This window comes from Pedobacter faecalis (assembly GCF_030182585.1).
In the GTDB taxonomy this organism is placed as follows: Bacteria; Bacteroidota; Bacteroidia; order Sphingobacteriales; family Sphingobacteriaceae; genus Pedobacter; species Pedobacter faecalis.
Genome location: NZ_JARXOW010000001.1, coordinates 554,986 through 570,062, shown reverse-complemented (window position 1 = coordinate 570,062; position 15,077 = coordinate 554,986). Strand labels below are relative to the sequence as shown.

Genomic DNA, 15,077 nt, shown 5'->3' with positions numbered 1-15,077 from the left:
CTTTAACACAGTCTTTAAGTTATTATGCGCTTATTTCTGGTAAAAATACCAGAAAAGACAAGCGTCTACGCCCGTTAGTTATCAGGCCTGAACGCGATATTTACTATCCTGAACACAGGCATATGGGTATTTTACATTTAGGTCCATTTGGCGGAATTTCCGGAAAGACCGGCCCACTGGTAGGGCGCAGGGTAAATAACAAAAACGTGATCACCGGTCTGCACCATTCCGGCAACCAACGCTCAACATCTGAGCAGGCGGAATATCAGGCCAAACTAAAACTGCTCATGCAGTTCTTCTCCGGAATTACCCCACTGATCAATAAAGGTTTCGCTGATTTCAGGAAAGACAACAATGCTGTAAATGCCGCTTTTGCCTATAACTTTGAGAAAGCGTTTGTCGGGCACAGCAATCCGCCGGTGCTCAATTACCCGGCCTTGGTGTATAGCCGCGGAAACATCTATGGTCCGCTGATGCCCAGGGTAGAACCAGCGGCTGGGGGACTGCTGTTCAGTTGGAAAGAGGAACCCTCAAACCCTTACTGTTACCGGGAAGACAGCGGCACTTTTGTCGTTTACAACGCTACGAGAAACCTGTTTCAAACCCGTATATCGGCAGCAACCAGGGGCAATCTGAGTTATCTTTTAGAATTGCCTGCCATCTTTCTGGCAGATGAGTTGCACTGCTACATGAATTTTAACGACTTATTTAACAACATTACTGGCACCAGCTTTTATGTTGGCCGGATTCACTGAAATGTCTGAAATTTCCATTAGATTAGCCGCGCTTATCCGACATAAAAATTTAGAGACAATCTATGACTTTCCAACAGTACCTGGAATATTTTCAGGGTATCCTGAATGATCCGAACGCACCTGCACCATACAACAATATTGACTATCTGGACTATACCAAAATGAACTGGGCACGGCAAAACCGATGGCTTAAAACCGGGGTACTGAGTTTACCTTTGGCCGATAAAGTTGCGGCTATTGACAAACCTCAAAACTGGATCGTCATCACAGAACCCTGGTGTGGTGATGCCTCGCACCTCGTTCCTTTTATTCATAAACTCAGTGAATTGAATCCCTTGATCAGCATCGATTATCAGCTGAGGGATTCGGAGCCCTTTCTGATAGAGCAGTATCTGACAAACGGAGGCAAGGCGATCCCGAAGTTTATCATTCGCGACGAAAGCGATGCGGATTTGATGAACTGGGGACCAAGGCCCGCGCCATGTCAGCAACTATACCTGCGCCTAAAGGAGGAAAACTTGGATTTTAACACGATGAAGATTGAATTGCAGAAGTGGTACAATGAAGACAAAGGGCAGACCTTTCAGTCGGAATTGCTGGAATCCCTTACCAGTTTTGCCGAAGTATCAGGTTAGCTCACCCAATTGGCTAAGTTTATGTAGGGCTTCCATAGGCCATTTTCTTTCCTGTATATCATTATGGTGCCATCTCCACAAAGACTGCCACAACTGAAATCATACTGAAAAATGCAAAGTGTTTCATTACGTAAGAATATTGGATTGCTAAAGGTATAGAAACCAGAAATTCCTCGATCATACATCCTTTGCCATCCAAGAGCTCTATCTTTTAAGTAATATTGGACTGTATCTGTATGTAGCAACCTGGCACCCGGCAGTAAACGATCTTTCCACTTTAGTTCCCTAAGTTGACGGAGTTTAGTGCTAATATGTTTTCTTTCTTTCTGGGTAAGAATGAGTTTGTTTTGTGGCTTATTTCTGCCAGCCAACGCCCACATATCAACCAATGTATCAGGTTTAAGCGCCTCAAGTAATGCACGATCGTTATGATTTGATAAGTAAAATACAGGCTTTTTAGGCTCCCTTTCGTTCAAAAATGACGTAATAAATGCTTTCTGGCGTTTATTCAGCTGACCATTAGCAATACCATTAAAGGTTAAGAAAATAATAGTTAATACGATATAAGTCTTTCTCATGATTGAATTATGGATGTTAATTTAGCATGAATTCCATACGTTTCAGGTACTAATCTTACTACAGTGTTTAAAAAATGATGATATTGCCAGCAGAATCTGTACAGGATGATAACGACAAAAACCGGCCAGGAGGACTATTGGATTGAGCGCCTGAAGGATGGCGACAATACCGCACTTGCGCACTTTTTTGAACTGCATAGTCGGCCGCTGACCTATTTTGCCGGTCGCTTGCTGGGCGATGGTGCAGAGGCGGAAGATGTGGTATCAAAGTGTTTCCTTAAAGTATGGGAAAAACGAGGGTCTTTTAAAACGCCACAAAACATCAAGCGTTCTTGTACATCAGTTGCCGGAGCGCCTGCCTGGACTACCTGGACAGTCTGAAAGTGAGAACCCAGGCGCAGGAAAGATACCGGACACACCTGGAGTCGGCCGGCGATACCGCATTGTACGATGTTATCCAGTCGGAGGTACTCGACCTGGTAAACCAGGAAATTGAAGAGCTGCCCGAAAAAATGCGGGTCGTTTTTAAAATGCTGTATGTTGACGACAAGTCTACCGCCGAAATTGCAGAAGAACTCGGCTTATCGGTGCAGACGGTACGCAATCAGAAAACCAAAGCAATCGAACTGATCAGAAATGCCTTAGCCAGGAAGGGCGTTTCCAGTGCGCTGCAGCTTGCGTTTTTGCTTTTTGTAGATGGGAAGTGATATCAGAAAAGAGTTTAAATCAGAATAAGAGAGGGTCATGCAAGACAGCGTATTGATCATTGATGATGAAAAAAAATTGTGCGGCCTGCTGGCGCGGATCATCGAGCTTGAGGGTTTCCGTGTCTTTCAGGCCTATACTGGAAAGGATGGACTAAAGGTATTGAAGTCGGAGGATATCCAGGTTGTGGTTAGTGATGTGAAGCTGCCCGATTACCGCTCGCCCTGGATTGTGCTGTATGTGCAGCGAAGTCATGAGCAGGGCGACCGGATAAAACTGGACCTGCAGCGGCATCTGATCAACAATTTTAAACTGGCGATTGAGCTGGGTGCGGAGGTGCTGAAGATAAAAAGTGAGGATGTAACGGAGACCATCACCAGAATAGCGGCTGAAAAGGAGGTGACAACGATCTGTATCGGGAAGCCGCACCTTAATTTGTTTCAGGTGATTTTGAGGACTGCAATATTCAACCGACTTTTAAAAAATATTTCGGAAACGGAAACTGATCTGGTTATCCTTTCTTAATATGGACAGACAATGAAAATAAAAACTAAACTTCGCCTGGGATTCGGATTCCTGTTCCTCGTGGTGATCTTCTTTGGTGCGGTGTCGCTGCACTATATGAATAAGATTTCAGTAAGCGCAAGGGTGATCCTGAAAGACAATTACGAGAGCTTACGGTATGCCCGGGAGATCAGAAGTATACTGGATGACAATGACCTGCCGCTTTCCGCCGCAGCGGTTGAGAAGCTTAAGATGCAGCTTGAATTGGAGCAGCAAAAAATCACAGAGCCGGGTGAAGCTAAAGCCGTGGCAGACCTTTCTGGCGCCTTCACAGCGCTTACCCGCCCCGGGTCTGTGCAGTCGGCCCAAAGATCAGCACTTCGCCAGATGCACCTGCAATTGAGGAGTTGAATATGCAGGCTATTGTACGAAAAAACGAGGCCGCCCGGCAAAGCGTGGAGAAGGCCGCTACTTATTTGATCTTTGCGGCATCTATTTGCTTTATCGTATTGTTTTCCTTCAGTGTCAACTTTCCGGGCTTTGTGGCTAATCCGCTCCGCGAGTTTTCGGAGGCGATTAAGGCCATAGGCCGCAAGAATTACAAACAGCGTTTAGAGTTTAAGGGAAACGATGAGTTTGCGGAGCTGGCCGAGGAGTTTAATGCCATGACGGCACAGTTGAACAGGTGGGAAAACAGTAATCTGGCTAAGCTTCAGTCGGAAAAGCTCAGGATCGAAGCAATTATTGGTCAGATGCAGGACGCTATTATCGGTTTGAACGAGAAAAAAGAGATCCTGTTCCTGAACAAGGTAGCCGGACAGCTACTGAATTTGGACGGGCGGGACCTTACTGGTGCAGATGCCCTTGAGCTGATGAAAAAGAATGACCTGCTGAGCAGCGTGATACAGGCTGCTGATGATACGAAGCCGATGAAGATCTATGCTGACGGCAAGGAATCATATTTTAAGCTGGAGCGACGTGAGATTCTGGTACCGGTGACTGGCGAACCATCGGAAAATGCCATCAGCGCATCGCTTAAAACAGCAGGCGAGGTGTATGTGCTTAAAAACGTGACGGAGTATAAGGAACTTCACGAGGCGAAAACGAACTTTATCGCTACGGTTTCGCATGAGCTTAAAACGCCGATTTCATCTATCAAGATGAGCGTGAAACTGCTCGACGACGAACGCGTTGGCGGGATGAACCCCGAACAGCGACAGCTGGTGCAACATATCAAAGAAGATTGCGGTCGCCTGCTGAAGATTACCAGTGAACTGCTTGACCTCTCGCAGGTTGAAACAGGCAATCTGCAGCTTAATCTGGTTAGGTCGGACCCCAGAAAGGTGGCCATCTATGCGATGGATACGGTTCGCTTTCAAGCCGAGCAAAAGGAGATCGAGCTGGAGCTGATTGGCCGGAACGATCTGCCGAAAGTTAATATGGATACAGAGAAGACGGCCTGGGTACTGGTCAACTTCCTTTCTAATGCGCTCCGTTACAGTGTACCGAAATCGAGGGTTGTGGTGCAGGTGATCCAGCATGGTACAGATATCGAGTTCTCAGTACGTGATTTTGGTAAGGGGATTGACGAGCAGTATCAGAAACGCTTGTTTGACCGGTATTTCCAGGTGCCGACTGATGGCAGCAACAAATCTGGTTCGGGCCTGGGCCTGGCGATTTCAAAAGATTTTATAGAGGCTGAAGGGGGAAAGATATGGGTGGAAAGCGCCATTGGTGAAGGAAGCAGGTTTTGTTTCCTGCTTCCTGTAGCCGAGTGATTAGCATCCTGGAGATTACTTGCTGCCCGTTTTTTGTTTATATTTACCGCATGAGGAAGTATCCAATTGGCTTACAGGATTTCGGAGAAGTAATATCAGGCGATTATCTTTACATTGACAAAACTGAACCGATCTTTAATCTGATTAATTCAGGGAAGTACTATTTCCTGAGCCGTCCAAGGCGTTTTGGTAAATCTCTTCTTTTGTCGACCATTAAGCAGATCTTTAAAGGGAATACATCTTTGTTTGAAGGGCTTTGGATACATGACCAATGGGATTGGAGGCAGAAGCATCCGGTAATCCATCTGAAATTAAGCAGTATCAACTACCAAAAACTGGGATTATATGCGGCGCTTAGTAAAGAAATGGATGCACAGGCAAAAGCACAAGGCGTTGTACTTGAAGAACAAGATCTAAAAGACAAATTTAAAGAGCTTATTGAAAAATCCTCAGTAAACGGAAATGTTGTGATCCTTATCGACGAATACGACAAACCCGTTATTGACTACCTCGAAGACCTTGACACCGCTGAAGAGAACCGTTCTGTATTTAAGGCGTTTTATTCGGTATTAAAAGATGCCGATGAATATATCAGGTTATTGCTCATTACCGGGGTTAGCCGTTTTACTAAAATCAGTATTTTTTCTGATTTGAACAATCTTCGTGATATCTCTCTGGCGCCTGAATTTAGCACTTTGGTAGGAATTACCCAGGCGCAGGTGGAAGAGAACTTTAGTGCTGAAATAGCGGAGATGAAGGAAACAGAGCCAAATATTGTTGAAAAGATCAGGGAGTGGTATAACGGATATTCGTGGAATGGAGTGGACAGGGTTTATAATCCCTTTTCCTTGCTCAATTTTATGGCGGACCGGACATTCAGCAATTACTGGTTTGAAACCGGAACGCCGACATTTCTGATAAAGCAGATCAGGGAACAACAGGATTATAACTTTGATAAAATACGCGTTGGCAAAAGTACATTGGGTAAGTTCGATATAAAGAATTTGCTATCAATCCCCTTGTTATTTCAAACCGGGTATTTGACAGTGAAGTCATACGACAGCGAATTTGATGCCTACGAACTGGGTTATCCGAACAAAGAGGTCGAGGCCAGTCTGCTTGATAATCTACTCAGTGCTTATCGGGAAGTCTACCCGGCAGATTCCCAGGAATTTACTTACGACCTGGTGACTGCTCTCCGTACAAATAATATCAATGGAATGATTGAGCAGTTAAACGTGCTGATCTCTACAATTCCGTACGACCATTGGCGGGCGGAGAGTGAATCTATATTTCATATTATCTTACACCTGGCTTTCAAAAGGATCGGGATGAATGTGCACAGTGAAGTACATAGCGCTAAAGGCCGTTGTGACATATTAATTCTTACCAACGATTTTATTTACGTGCTGGAATTGAAACTGGAAGGCAGTGCAGAGGCTGCGTTAGAGCAAATCATCCATAAGGGCTATTTGGATGCCTACAAAGCCGATCCCAGGAAGAAAACCGCAATAGGGATCAACTTCTCATCGGAGAGAAGGGCTGTGCAGGATTTTAAAGTTCAGCAACTTTAGCCTTCTGAGATTTGACTCAATTTATTTGAGGAAGCAGGTTTTGTTTCCTGCTTCCTGTAGCCGAGTGATTAAGCGGTTTCACGTGCTGCTTTCGCAGCGGCGACCATGTTTTCGAGGGCAGCTTTTGTCTCCGGCCATTTGCGGGTTTTGAGACCGCAATCCGGATTTACCCATAGGTTTTCTGCAGGCAGTAACTCTGCTGCTTTTCTGAGCAGCGAAAGCATTTCATCCTTACCAGGAACCCTTGGTGAGTGGATATCGTACACGCCGGGACCGATCTCGTTGGGGTATTTAAAATGGGCAAAGGCCTGCAGCAGTTCCATTTGAGAACGCGAGGTTTCGATGGTGATGACGTCTGCATCCATGGCCGCAATATGTTCGATGATGTCGTTGAACTCGCTGTAACACATGTGTGTATGGATTTGTGTTTGGTCGGCAACCCCGCTTGCGGTGAGCCGGAAGGCGTTGACTGCCCATTGCAGGTAATCGTGGCGCCTGGCTTTACGAAGCGGTAGTCCTTCGCGGATTGCGGCCTCATCGATCTGGATGATGCTGATGCCCGCTTGTTCGAGCGCCAGCACCTCGTCGCGGATCGCCAGGGCGATCTGATTGGTGGTGGTGTTACGCGGCTGATCGTTGCGCACGAAGGACCATTGTAGGATGGTGACCGGCCCTGTGAGCATGCCTTTCATCAACTGATTGGTTTGTTGAGCCGCGAACTTCGTCCACCGAACCGTCATATCCCGCGGTCTGCTCACGTCACCGTAAATGACCGGCGGCTTTACACAGCGGCTGCCGTAACTCTGCACCCAGCCATTTTTCGTAAATAAGAATCCGTCGAGCTGCTCGCCGAAGTACTCGACCATGTCGTTGCGCTCAAATTCGCCGTGCACCAACACATCAAAGCCGATTTCCTCCTGCCAGCGGATGGCCTGGATTGTGGCCTGTTCGATCTGCTCTTCGTATTGCCGGGATGTAAGTTCGCCTTTCTTGAAGCGGGCACGCAGCTGACGGATATCGTCTGTTTGCGGAAAAGAGCCGATGGTGGTGGTAGGAAAAAGCGGGAGCCTGAAACGCTCTCGGTGCAATTGCTGTCGCACCGCAAAGGCACTTTGACGATTAGAATCGGCCTCCGTTATGGCGAGGACGCGGTCTTTTACAGCTTGTTTGTGAACCTTTTCGGAAATTCTTCTGCTGTCGAGCGCTTGCTTGTTCTCTTCCAGCAATGTGATGTTTCCCTCGATGATCTTTCTGAGTTCAGCAATCTCATTCAGCTTCTGTTTGGCGAAGGCCATCCAGTTTTTGATCTCCGGGTCTATGGTGGTCTCCAGTTCCAGATCGATGGGACAATGCAGCAGCGAGCAGGACGGCGCAATGATGATGCGCTCGCTGCCGAGCTTATCGGCCGCCCTATTAATAAGGTCCAGGGATCTGGCGTAATCGTTTTTCCAGACGTTGCGGCCGTCTACTATACCGATCGACAGCTGCATGCGCTCCGGGATCGATCCGAGAATTTCATCGAGCTGTTCAGGCGCACGTACCAGGTCGACATGCAACGCAGCCACCGGCAGGTTGACCGCCAGTGCCGTGTTATCGAGCAAAGCCTCGAAGTAGGTTGCCACCAGCAGTTTAACACCGCCCGTCTGCTTAGCAATAGTACGGTAAGCAAACTCGAATGCCTGTTTTTCCTTATCGGACAGGTCGAGCACCAGGCAAGGCTCATCCAGTTGTATCCATTTGGCGCCCTGCTGTTTAAGGCGGTTGATGATCTCGACATAGACCGGCACGAGCGACTTGATGAGATCGATGCGCTCGAATGTGCCTGCCCCTGATGCTTCATGCGTTTTCTCTTTTCCCAGCAAGAGATAACTAACCGGTCCGATAAGCACAGGTTTGACTTTGTCGCCCAACAACTTCTTTGCGGCGTTTAGTTCACCGAATACCTTTTCAGAAAAGATCCGGAACTGCTGTCGGGCGGTAAATTCGGGCACCAGGTAATGATAATTGGTATCCAGCCACTTGGTCATTTCCATGGCTGTGATGTCGAGTCCGTCCTTTTGATAGCCGCGGGCCATGGCAAAGTACAGATCGAGTTCGGTGTTCGTTTTTACCTGCGACAGAACGGGGGAGTAACGCTCAGGAATAGCCCCCAAGAGCAGGCTCATATCGAGCATCTGATCATAAAAACTGAAATCATTGCAGGGGATAAGGTCAATGTTTGCATCGAGCTGTACCTGCCAGTTTTCTTCACGGATGTGGCGTGCGACTGTGTTTAATTCTTTCTGGTCGATCTTCCCCGACCAGTATTGTTCGCAGGCCTTTTTTAATTGTCGCTGGCCCCCTATACGCGGGTAGCCGAGATTTTGCGTTAGCATATTTTGTAGATTAATGTTCGACACAAAGCTATATTGTCAGTATATTGCACTGAAATTTTAAAAATATTCAGTCGAAAAGAACAGACATAAAGAATTTAAAAGGATAATAAGCTAATTGATAGGCTTTCTAGCCGTGTAAACAGAAAAATATTCTATGGACGAATTGTTAGATGAAACAGATCTTAAGCTTTTAAGGCTCCTGGGCGAAGATTCCAAGATTACCACAAAGGACCTGGCCGCACAGGTAAATCTCTCGCCATCGCCGGTTTTTGAAAGGGTGAAGCGACTTGAGACTAAAGGCTTCATTAAAAAGTATATCGCCTTAATTGATGCCGAAAAGCTGGATTATGGCCTGATCGTTTTCTGCAACATCAGGCTAAAGCAGCATGACAAGAGCATTGGCCACGATTTTGTTTCGGAGATTATGAAACTTAATGAGGTGGTTGAGTGCTATAATATATCTGGTGATTTTGATTTTCTTTTAAAAGTACTGGCAAAGGATATGAAGCACTATCAGGATTTTGTGTTCAACAAGCTCGGTTCGGTTAAGAGCATCGGAAGTACGCACAGCACCTTTGTGATGTGTGAGAATAAGAATACGTATAATATACGGTTTTGACTTTTCCCTATTCCTCAGTTTTCTTAGTTAGAATGCCGCCAATTTATTCTCAATCTTGACAAAGTGCGGCTAGCAAGAGAGCGATTAAAACAAATACCCTAATTTCCCGGTTCGATACAAACTAAAGTAAAAGCATACAAAGGGATAATAGTTATATGCCATAGGAAATGAGGGATAAATCTACTGCTAATTTCGATTTAGAATATTTTTTTGACCTATCTCCCGATTTACTATGCGTGGCGGGGTACGATGGCTTCTTTAAGAAGATAAACCCTGCTGTTTGTAATACATTAGGCTTTAGTAGTGAGGAACTTTTGTCCGCTCCCATTCAAACCTTTGTGCATCCGGAAGACAGAGAGCTTACCCTTAGGAAACAGGAGGAGGTAAGGAAGGGTAGTACGCTGTTTCAGTTTGAAAACCGTTTTATGACCAAAGAGGGCGCCATTGTGTGGCTGATGTGGACCTCGGTTAGGATAGCGCGCGACGAGGTAATCTTCGCTGTCGCGAAGGACATTACGACAAGGAAGCGCGCAGAGCAAGATAAGCATGCATCTGACATTATTGGCCATTTAAACAGCGAACAGATGAAGCGCTTTACCGCGGAAATGGATATTCTGAGACCGACCGATGACTCGAACCTAAAATGGTTAGGAACACCATCGCCTTTGTCCCAAAAAGATCAGGCATGGCTGAACCAGTTGGAAGCAGTAGTCCGGAACCACACCAAAACCCTAAAGGTAAACCTGAATAAGATCAGTGCTGATATGGCCATGAGCGAGCGTCAGCTGTTCAGAGAGGTAAGCCGCATTATGGGAACAACGCCCAACAGGCTTGTTTGTATTATCAGGCTGCATCTTGCATGGGAAGCCATTGCTTCAAGGAAGTACCGCACCATAGATGAGGTAGCCAGAATTGCCGGCTACTCGTCGACCCCCCATTTTAAAAAGCTGTTTAACAATGTTTACGGAATTGATATATCAGAATTGATCTGAGAACCTTATAAATAACGCATGAAGGGGAAAATTTTAGTGGTAGATGATGATGAGGACATCTTGTATATTTTCGACATCGCTTTGAGCCATGAAGGCTATCATCCAATACTTATAAACAGGGCTATAGATTCTGAAGAGGTGCTTTCATTGATGCCCGACCTCATATTTCTGGATGTAATGATTTCGGGTACTGAAAAAACCGGACTGGAAATTTGCCGTTCCCTGAAAGATGATGCCGGGACCGCGCGGATACCCGTATTACTTATTTCCGCAGAACGTGATTTGAGCTTGCTGGCTGAAGGATGCGGTGCTGATGGTTATATTTCCAAACCATTCGATTTAGCGAACGTTCTGAAAAAAGCGGCATCGTATCTGCGTAAAAATTAACTAACATGAATCAGCAATCAAACCGTCCGAATTCCTGGGTAAGGATAAAGATAAGCCCCGATAAGTTAATGCGCTTTTTTCTGGACCATCTTGACCGCATTTACATGGCTAAAATGCACCTGATTAGGAAACTGCCGGAGCTGCATCAACAAGCGCATTTTGCCGATTTGCGAAACGCCATTCAGGAAACCATTACGGCGGTTGAAGAGCAGCTCACCAGACTTCAGATGATATATACCATTCTGGATGCTGACGTCACTTACGACAGTTCTTCGGGCTTAACCGGGCTAATTGAAGATGCGTTTCAGGCCATAGAAAGCCAAAGCGATGAACCAGAGCTCCAGGATCTTTCCATTATCTTTTATCTGCAGAACATTGAGAGTGTGGAAATGGCCTCCTTTCAAATTTTACAGATGGCGGCGGTTAACCTGAAAAACAAACAGGTAAGCACTCTGCTTAAGGAGAACTATGAACAGGCAAAGGCCGGCCGGGCACTTTTTCTACTCATATCGTCTAAATACTCCGTAAACTAACTGCCATGTTCAAGCTCTTATGATCAGGATAATTATAGCGGATGACCATGATTTGGTGAGAAACATCTTAGCTGACTTTTGCGAGTCGTACCCAGACTTGTGCATTGTTAGGAAGGCAGCAAACGGCTTCGAGGTTCTGGAAATGCTGGCAGCTGGCGTTGAAGCTGATGTAATAGTGACAGATTACCAAATGCCCGGCTTAGATGGTATTGCGCTTACCGCGAAACTCGCTGAATCCTATCCCGAAATACCTGTTATTGTATTTACGATGTTTCCTGGCCGTGGTTTTTCAGAAAAGGCCCGCCAGGCAGGCGCTAAAGGCTTTGTCAATAAGGGCGAGGAGCCTGAAGAACTGATTAAGGCCATCAGGCTCGTAGCCGGCGGGTCAGAATATTTTTCAGACACATGGTTGTTTTAATACCACTTACCGTTTCTATACCAAATTGCGGAATTTCCGTTAACAACATTCGGGAAAATGTAATTAAATTGATAGAAACATTAGTGGTATGCTCGAAAAAGAATTTTATATCTCTGAACTGGTTACGGCGCGGCTGGATGGGACGATTACAGAATCCCGGCAGCAGGAGCTGGATGCCTGGATTAATGCATCGGCGGCAAACAGGGATTTTTACGAGCAGTTAACGGACGAGGATTACTTCAAAGCAGAATTTAAAAAGTTCAGGAATATTGAGACCGGTAAGACCTGGAAGCTGGTTGAAGCCGGTTTGAAGCAACGACCATTTAGCAGAATATGGCAGGCTGCCGGTATCGCAGCGGCGCTTACTGCCATTGTGTTTGGCATTTGGTTTTTCAATTACAAACCGAGTTCTAATGCAGCCGAAAATATTGCGCCTGGCAGAAACGGCGCCACGATTACCATGGCCAACGGCCATGTAATAAAATTGGATGGAGATAAGGAAGGTGTGATTGTAGGGGCGGGCCTGACGTACGATGACGGAACTTCCGTTTTGCCTTCAGACAAAGTTGCGAAGACTCCCGGAGGGAAGCCAGAGCTACTGAGTGCCGCAACCGGCAATGGTCAGACCTATGCCTTTACCTTACCCGACGGCACAAGGGTGTGGTTGAATGCAGCATCGCAAATGACCTTTCCAGACGATTTTAAAGACAAAAAACGACGAGAAATTATACTCAAAGGTGAGGCATACTTTGAAGTTTTTAAGAACAAGGATCAACCTTTTATAGTAGTTTCCAAAAATTTGAATAATAGCCGGAACCAGGAGGTTGAAGTGCTCGGCACGCATTTCAATATAAACAGCTATGAGGACGAAGCGGATATAAAAACTACGCTGGTAGAAGGCAGCGTAAAGGTGAGCATTGCAGGAAAGACGAACGCCGTATTAAAGCCAGGCGAACAGGCCATATCTAATAATGGGCAACTAAGCGTGGCGACGGCTAATATAAAAAATGCGACTGCATGGAAGGACGGCTATTTCCGTTTTGCTAAGACCGATCTGCGTACCCTGATGCGCCAGATATCCAGATGGTATGACATTGAAGTGGTATATGAAGGAACGGTTGCCAACGACCGGTTTAGCGGGGTGATAAGCCGGCAGTCGACCCTGGCCGATATGCTGGCCATATTGAAGACCGGCGATGTGCAGTTCAAGGTAGAAAGCAGACAGGGAAGGAAGCGCCTCATTGTAACAGACTAAACAAAAACCAACATACCTAACCAGCATGGTTGAACCACAAAACCTTAAAACATGAAAAAAATGAAGCAATAACTACCACCACAAGAAAAGGGACAAGCAGGAAAAGAACCGCCCCGGAGTCGCATTCCGGAGCGGAAAAAAGCCTGAGCTTAAATCCCGTCGCGATTAAACAACAAGACTATTTAAACCCAAACAGTAACAAATTTATGCAAATTAATTTATGCAGGAAATTGCCTGTATATAAGGCATTTTTCTCGCCCAAAAACATTCTTAGAATGAAAATAACGGCTATACTGCTATTTGCCTTCTGTATGCAGCTAAGCGCTACGGTACGATCGCAGATAACCTTGTCTGAAAAAGACGCACCGCTCACCAAAATCCTGGAAAAAATACAGGAACAAAGCGGCTACAACCTCTTTTACAAAGACAATCTGATAAACGACAATAAATTGAACATTAAAATACGTAACGTGAGCCTGGAACAGGCACTGAACGAGGTTTTCAGACAACAAAACCTGACATTTGAACTGGTGAAGAATACGATTGTGGTGAGGAAGAAAGAGGAGAACTTCATTGACAAAATAGCGAATGCCTTTGCACAGGAAGACGCAGAAGGCGTGGTTTTAGATGAAAAAGGAAATCCACTAGCCGGCGCAACAGTGCGCGTGAAAGGCACCAAGAACTCTGTGATTACCGATGTTAACGGTCATTTCCATTTGATAAGGCCCGACTTCAGGGACAGATTAATCATTTCTTATGTCGGTTATCAGGACAAAGAAATCGCCATCGAAGCAAAGATGACGGTTAAACTTGAATTGAAGTCTGCCGAACTAAATGAAGTAGTGGTAGCCTATGGCAGGCAGGAGCAAAAAGCGATAACGGGTGCTGTAACCGTGGTGAAGGGCGAGCAAATACAAAATTTACCAAACCGCTCGGTTGATAAGTCTTTACAGGGATTGGTACCGGGCTTGGTCGTCACTAAAGGCAGCGGACAGCCTGGTGGAAACGTGAGCAATTTTATATTAAGAGGTATTGCTACCGGAGGTGATCCGTCACTCGGAAACCCGGTACGAAACCCACTTTTCGTAATTGATGGGATTCCGGTAACGCAGGAATCGGCCATGAGAACTCTCGATCGCCATAACGAACTTGTTAGTAACCCATTGGCTCATTTAAATCCTTCCGATATAGAAACCATATCAGTGTTGAAAGATGCGTCGGCAATTGCACTCTATGGTTCGAAGGCCAGCAATGGCGTAATTCTGGTAACCACAAAAAGAGGGAAAGCAGGAAAAACCCAGTACAATTTTCGCCATCAGACGGAGATTGCGAACCGGGAAGACAATGGAGTAAAACTGTTAAATCAGCAGCAATACATTGATCTTTTTGTAGAAACCTATCAGAACTCCTTTCCTGATGCAACCAGAGCGGACGTAATAGATTTATTGAAAATACAATTTCCTGTCCAGTCTAATGGCGATTTTTATCCCGAAGTGAACTGGGTTGATGCCATATCAAATAAAAATGCACTGACTTCTGCTAATGAACTCTCAGCTTCGGGTGGAAATGAAAATTCGAATTTCTATATCAATTTTGAACGTACAGATCAAAAAGGGGTAATCAAGAGATCAGGATACGAGCGTACTTCATTCAGGCTGAATTTTGAAAATATCCCCTTAGGATGGTTAAAATATGGGATAAATACCTCTCTATCTCATAACATTCAGAATTTTCAAAACATAGGTATGGGTATTTCGGCAAAACTGGTCAGGAATTCCGCAAACATGCTGACACCCTATTCCGCAGTAAAGTGACAAGCAATTCCGCCGCAAAGTGGTCCGTTTGACCTGCAGATTAGAAGTTTATTGATTGGGTGATTGCTTAAGCTGGCGTAGAAACTGTCTTTTAAACGCCGCTGAGAAGAGGATGTCGTTGACATCAGGATACAAGCCGGAAGGTACCGTAAAAT

17 protein-coding genes are annotated in these 15,077 nt (G+C 45.7%); 15 read left to right on the top strand and 2 right to left on the bottom strand.

Going from position 1 to position 15,077, the window contains the following annotated elements; translation table 11 throughout:
- Window positions 1-122 precede the first annotated feature (122 nt).
- Complete coding sequence (locus tag QEP07_RS02505) at window positions 123-755, top strand: DUF6266 family protein (RefSeq protein WP_285008379.1); 633 nt, start codon at window positions 123-125, stop codon at window positions 753-755.
- A 62-nt stretch (window positions 756-817) separates the two neighbouring features.
- On the top strand, window positions 818-1,390 hold the full coding sequence (locus QEP07_RS02500; protein WP_285008378.1) for a thioredoxin family protein: 573 nt from the start codon (window positions 818-820) through the stop codon (window positions 1,388-1,390).
- On the opposite strand, the gene QEP07_RS02495 is transcribed toward QEP07_RS02500, so the two are convergent.
- On the bottom strand, window positions 1,387-1,968 hold the full coding sequence (locus tag QEP07_RS02495) for a hypothetical protein (RefSeq protein WP_256005828.1): 582 nt from the start codon (window positions 1,966-1,968) through the stop codon (window positions 1,387-1,389). The genes QEP07_RS02500 and QEP07_RS02495 overlap by 4 nt on opposite strands.
- A 105-nt stretch (window positions 1,969-2,073) precedes the next feature.
- Between QEP07_RS02495 and QEP07_RS02490 the strand changes: the two genes are divergently transcribed.
- The 6 genes from QEP07_RS02490 to QEP07_RS02465 are packed head-to-tail and all read left to right on the top strand — an operon-like array spanning window position 2,074 to window position 6,529.
- Window positions 2,074-2,349 carry an RNA polymerase sigma factor gene (locus QEP07_RS02490; RefSeq protein ID WP_285008377.1) on the top strand — a complete coding sequence of 92 codons (276 nt, stop codon included), beginning with the start codon at window positions 2,074-2,076 and terminating at the stop codon, window positions 2,347-2,349.
- Window positions 2,301-2,675 (top strand): sigma-70 family RNA polymerase sigma factor, encoded by a 375-nt coding sequence (locus tag QEP07_RS02485; RefSeq protein WP_285008376.1) that lies wholly within the window; start codon window positions 2,301-2,303, stop codon window positions 2,673-2,675. Before QEP07_RS02490 ends, QEP07_RS02485 begins: the two co-directional genes overlap by 49 nt.
- A 37-nt stretch (window positions 2,676-2,712) precedes the next feature.
- A complete protein-coding gene (locus QEP07_RS02480) occupies window positions 2,713-3,198 on the top strand; it encodes a response regulator (protein WP_285008375.1) in 486 nt (161 codons plus the stop codon).
- A gap of 12 nt (window positions 3,199-3,210) precedes the next feature.
- Window positions 3,211-3,588 carry an MCP four helix bundle domain-containing protein gene (locus tag QEP07_RS02475; protein WP_285008374.1) on the top strand — a complete coding sequence of 126 codons (378 nt, stop codon included), beginning with the start codon at window positions 3,211-3,213 and terminating at the stop codon, window positions 3,586-3,588.
- A 2-nt stretch (window positions 3,589-3,590) separates the two neighbouring features.
- On the top strand, window positions 3,591-4,955 hold the full coding sequence (locus QEP07_RS02470) for a HAMP domain-containing sensor histidine kinase (RefSeq protein ID WP_285008373.1): 1,365 nt from the start codon (window positions 3,591-3,593) through the stop codon (window positions 4,953-4,955).
- 50 nt (window positions 4,956-5,005) lie between these two features.
- The gene (locus tag QEP07_RS02465; protein ID WP_285008372.1) at window positions 5,006-6,529 is read left to right on the top strand and encodes an ATP-binding protein; all 1,524 of its coding nucleotides are present in this window, start codon (window positions 5,006-5,008) and stop codon (window positions 6,527-6,529) included.
- A 68-nt stretch (window positions 6,530-6,597) separates the two neighbouring features.
- Here QEP07_RS02465 and metE read toward each other — a convergent pair whose 3' ends face one another.
- Window positions 6,598-8,904, bottom strand: coding sequence for a 5-methyltetrahydropteroyltriglutamate--homocysteine S-methyltransferase (gene metE, locus QEP07_RS02460; RefSeq protein WP_285008371.1), 2,307 nt, complete (start codon window positions 8,902-8,904; stop codon window positions 6,598-6,600).
- Between the two features lie 154 nt (window positions 8,905-9,058).
- Between metE and QEP07_RS02455 the strand changes: the two genes are divergently transcribed.
- From QEP07_RS02455 to QEP07_RS02425, 7 genes are all read left to right on the top strand, one after another.
- Complete coding sequence (locus QEP07_RS02455; RefSeq protein ID WP_285008369.1) at window positions 9,059-9,523, top strand: Lrp/AsnC family transcriptional regulator; 465 nt, start codon at window positions 9,059-9,061, stop codon at window positions 9,521-9,523.
- Between the two features lie 167 nt (window positions 9,524-9,690).
- Entirely contained in the window at window positions 9,691-10,515 is an 825-nt protein-coding gene (locus QEP07_RS02450) for a PAS domain S-box protein (protein ID WP_285008368.1), read from the top strand.
- A gap of 18 nt (window positions 10,516-10,533) precedes the next feature.
- A complete protein-coding gene (locus tag QEP07_RS02445; RefSeq protein WP_285008367.1) occupies window positions 10,534-10,902 on the top strand; it encodes a response regulator in 369 nt (122 codons plus the stop codon).
- A gap of 5 nt (window positions 10,903-10,907) precedes the next feature.
- Window positions 10,908-11,435 (top strand): DUF892 family protein, encoded by a 528-nt coding sequence (locus QEP07_RS02440; RefSeq protein ID WP_285008365.1) that lies wholly within the window; start codon window positions 10,908-10,910, stop codon window positions 11,433-11,435.
- A gap of 19 nt (window positions 11,436-11,454) precedes the next feature.
- Window positions 11,455-11,853 (top strand): response regulator, encoded by a 399-nt coding sequence (locus tag QEP07_RS02435; RefSeq protein ID WP_285008364.1) that lies wholly within the window; start codon window positions 11,455-11,457, stop codon window positions 11,851-11,853.
- Between the two features lie 88 nt (window positions 11,854-11,941).
- On the top strand, window positions 11,942-13,108 hold the full coding sequence (locus QEP07_RS02430) for a FecR family protein (protein ID WP_285008363.1): 1,167 nt from the start codon (window positions 11,942-11,944) through the stop codon (window positions 13,106-13,108).
- A gap of 275 nt (window positions 13,109-13,383) precedes the next feature.
- Window positions 13,384-14,922, top strand: coding sequence for a SusC/RagA family TonB-linked outer membrane protein (locus QEP07_RS02425; protein WP_285008362.1), 1,539 nt, complete (start codon window positions 13,384-13,386; stop codon window positions 14,920-14,922).
- Window positions 14,923-15,077: the final 155 nt, after the last annotated feature.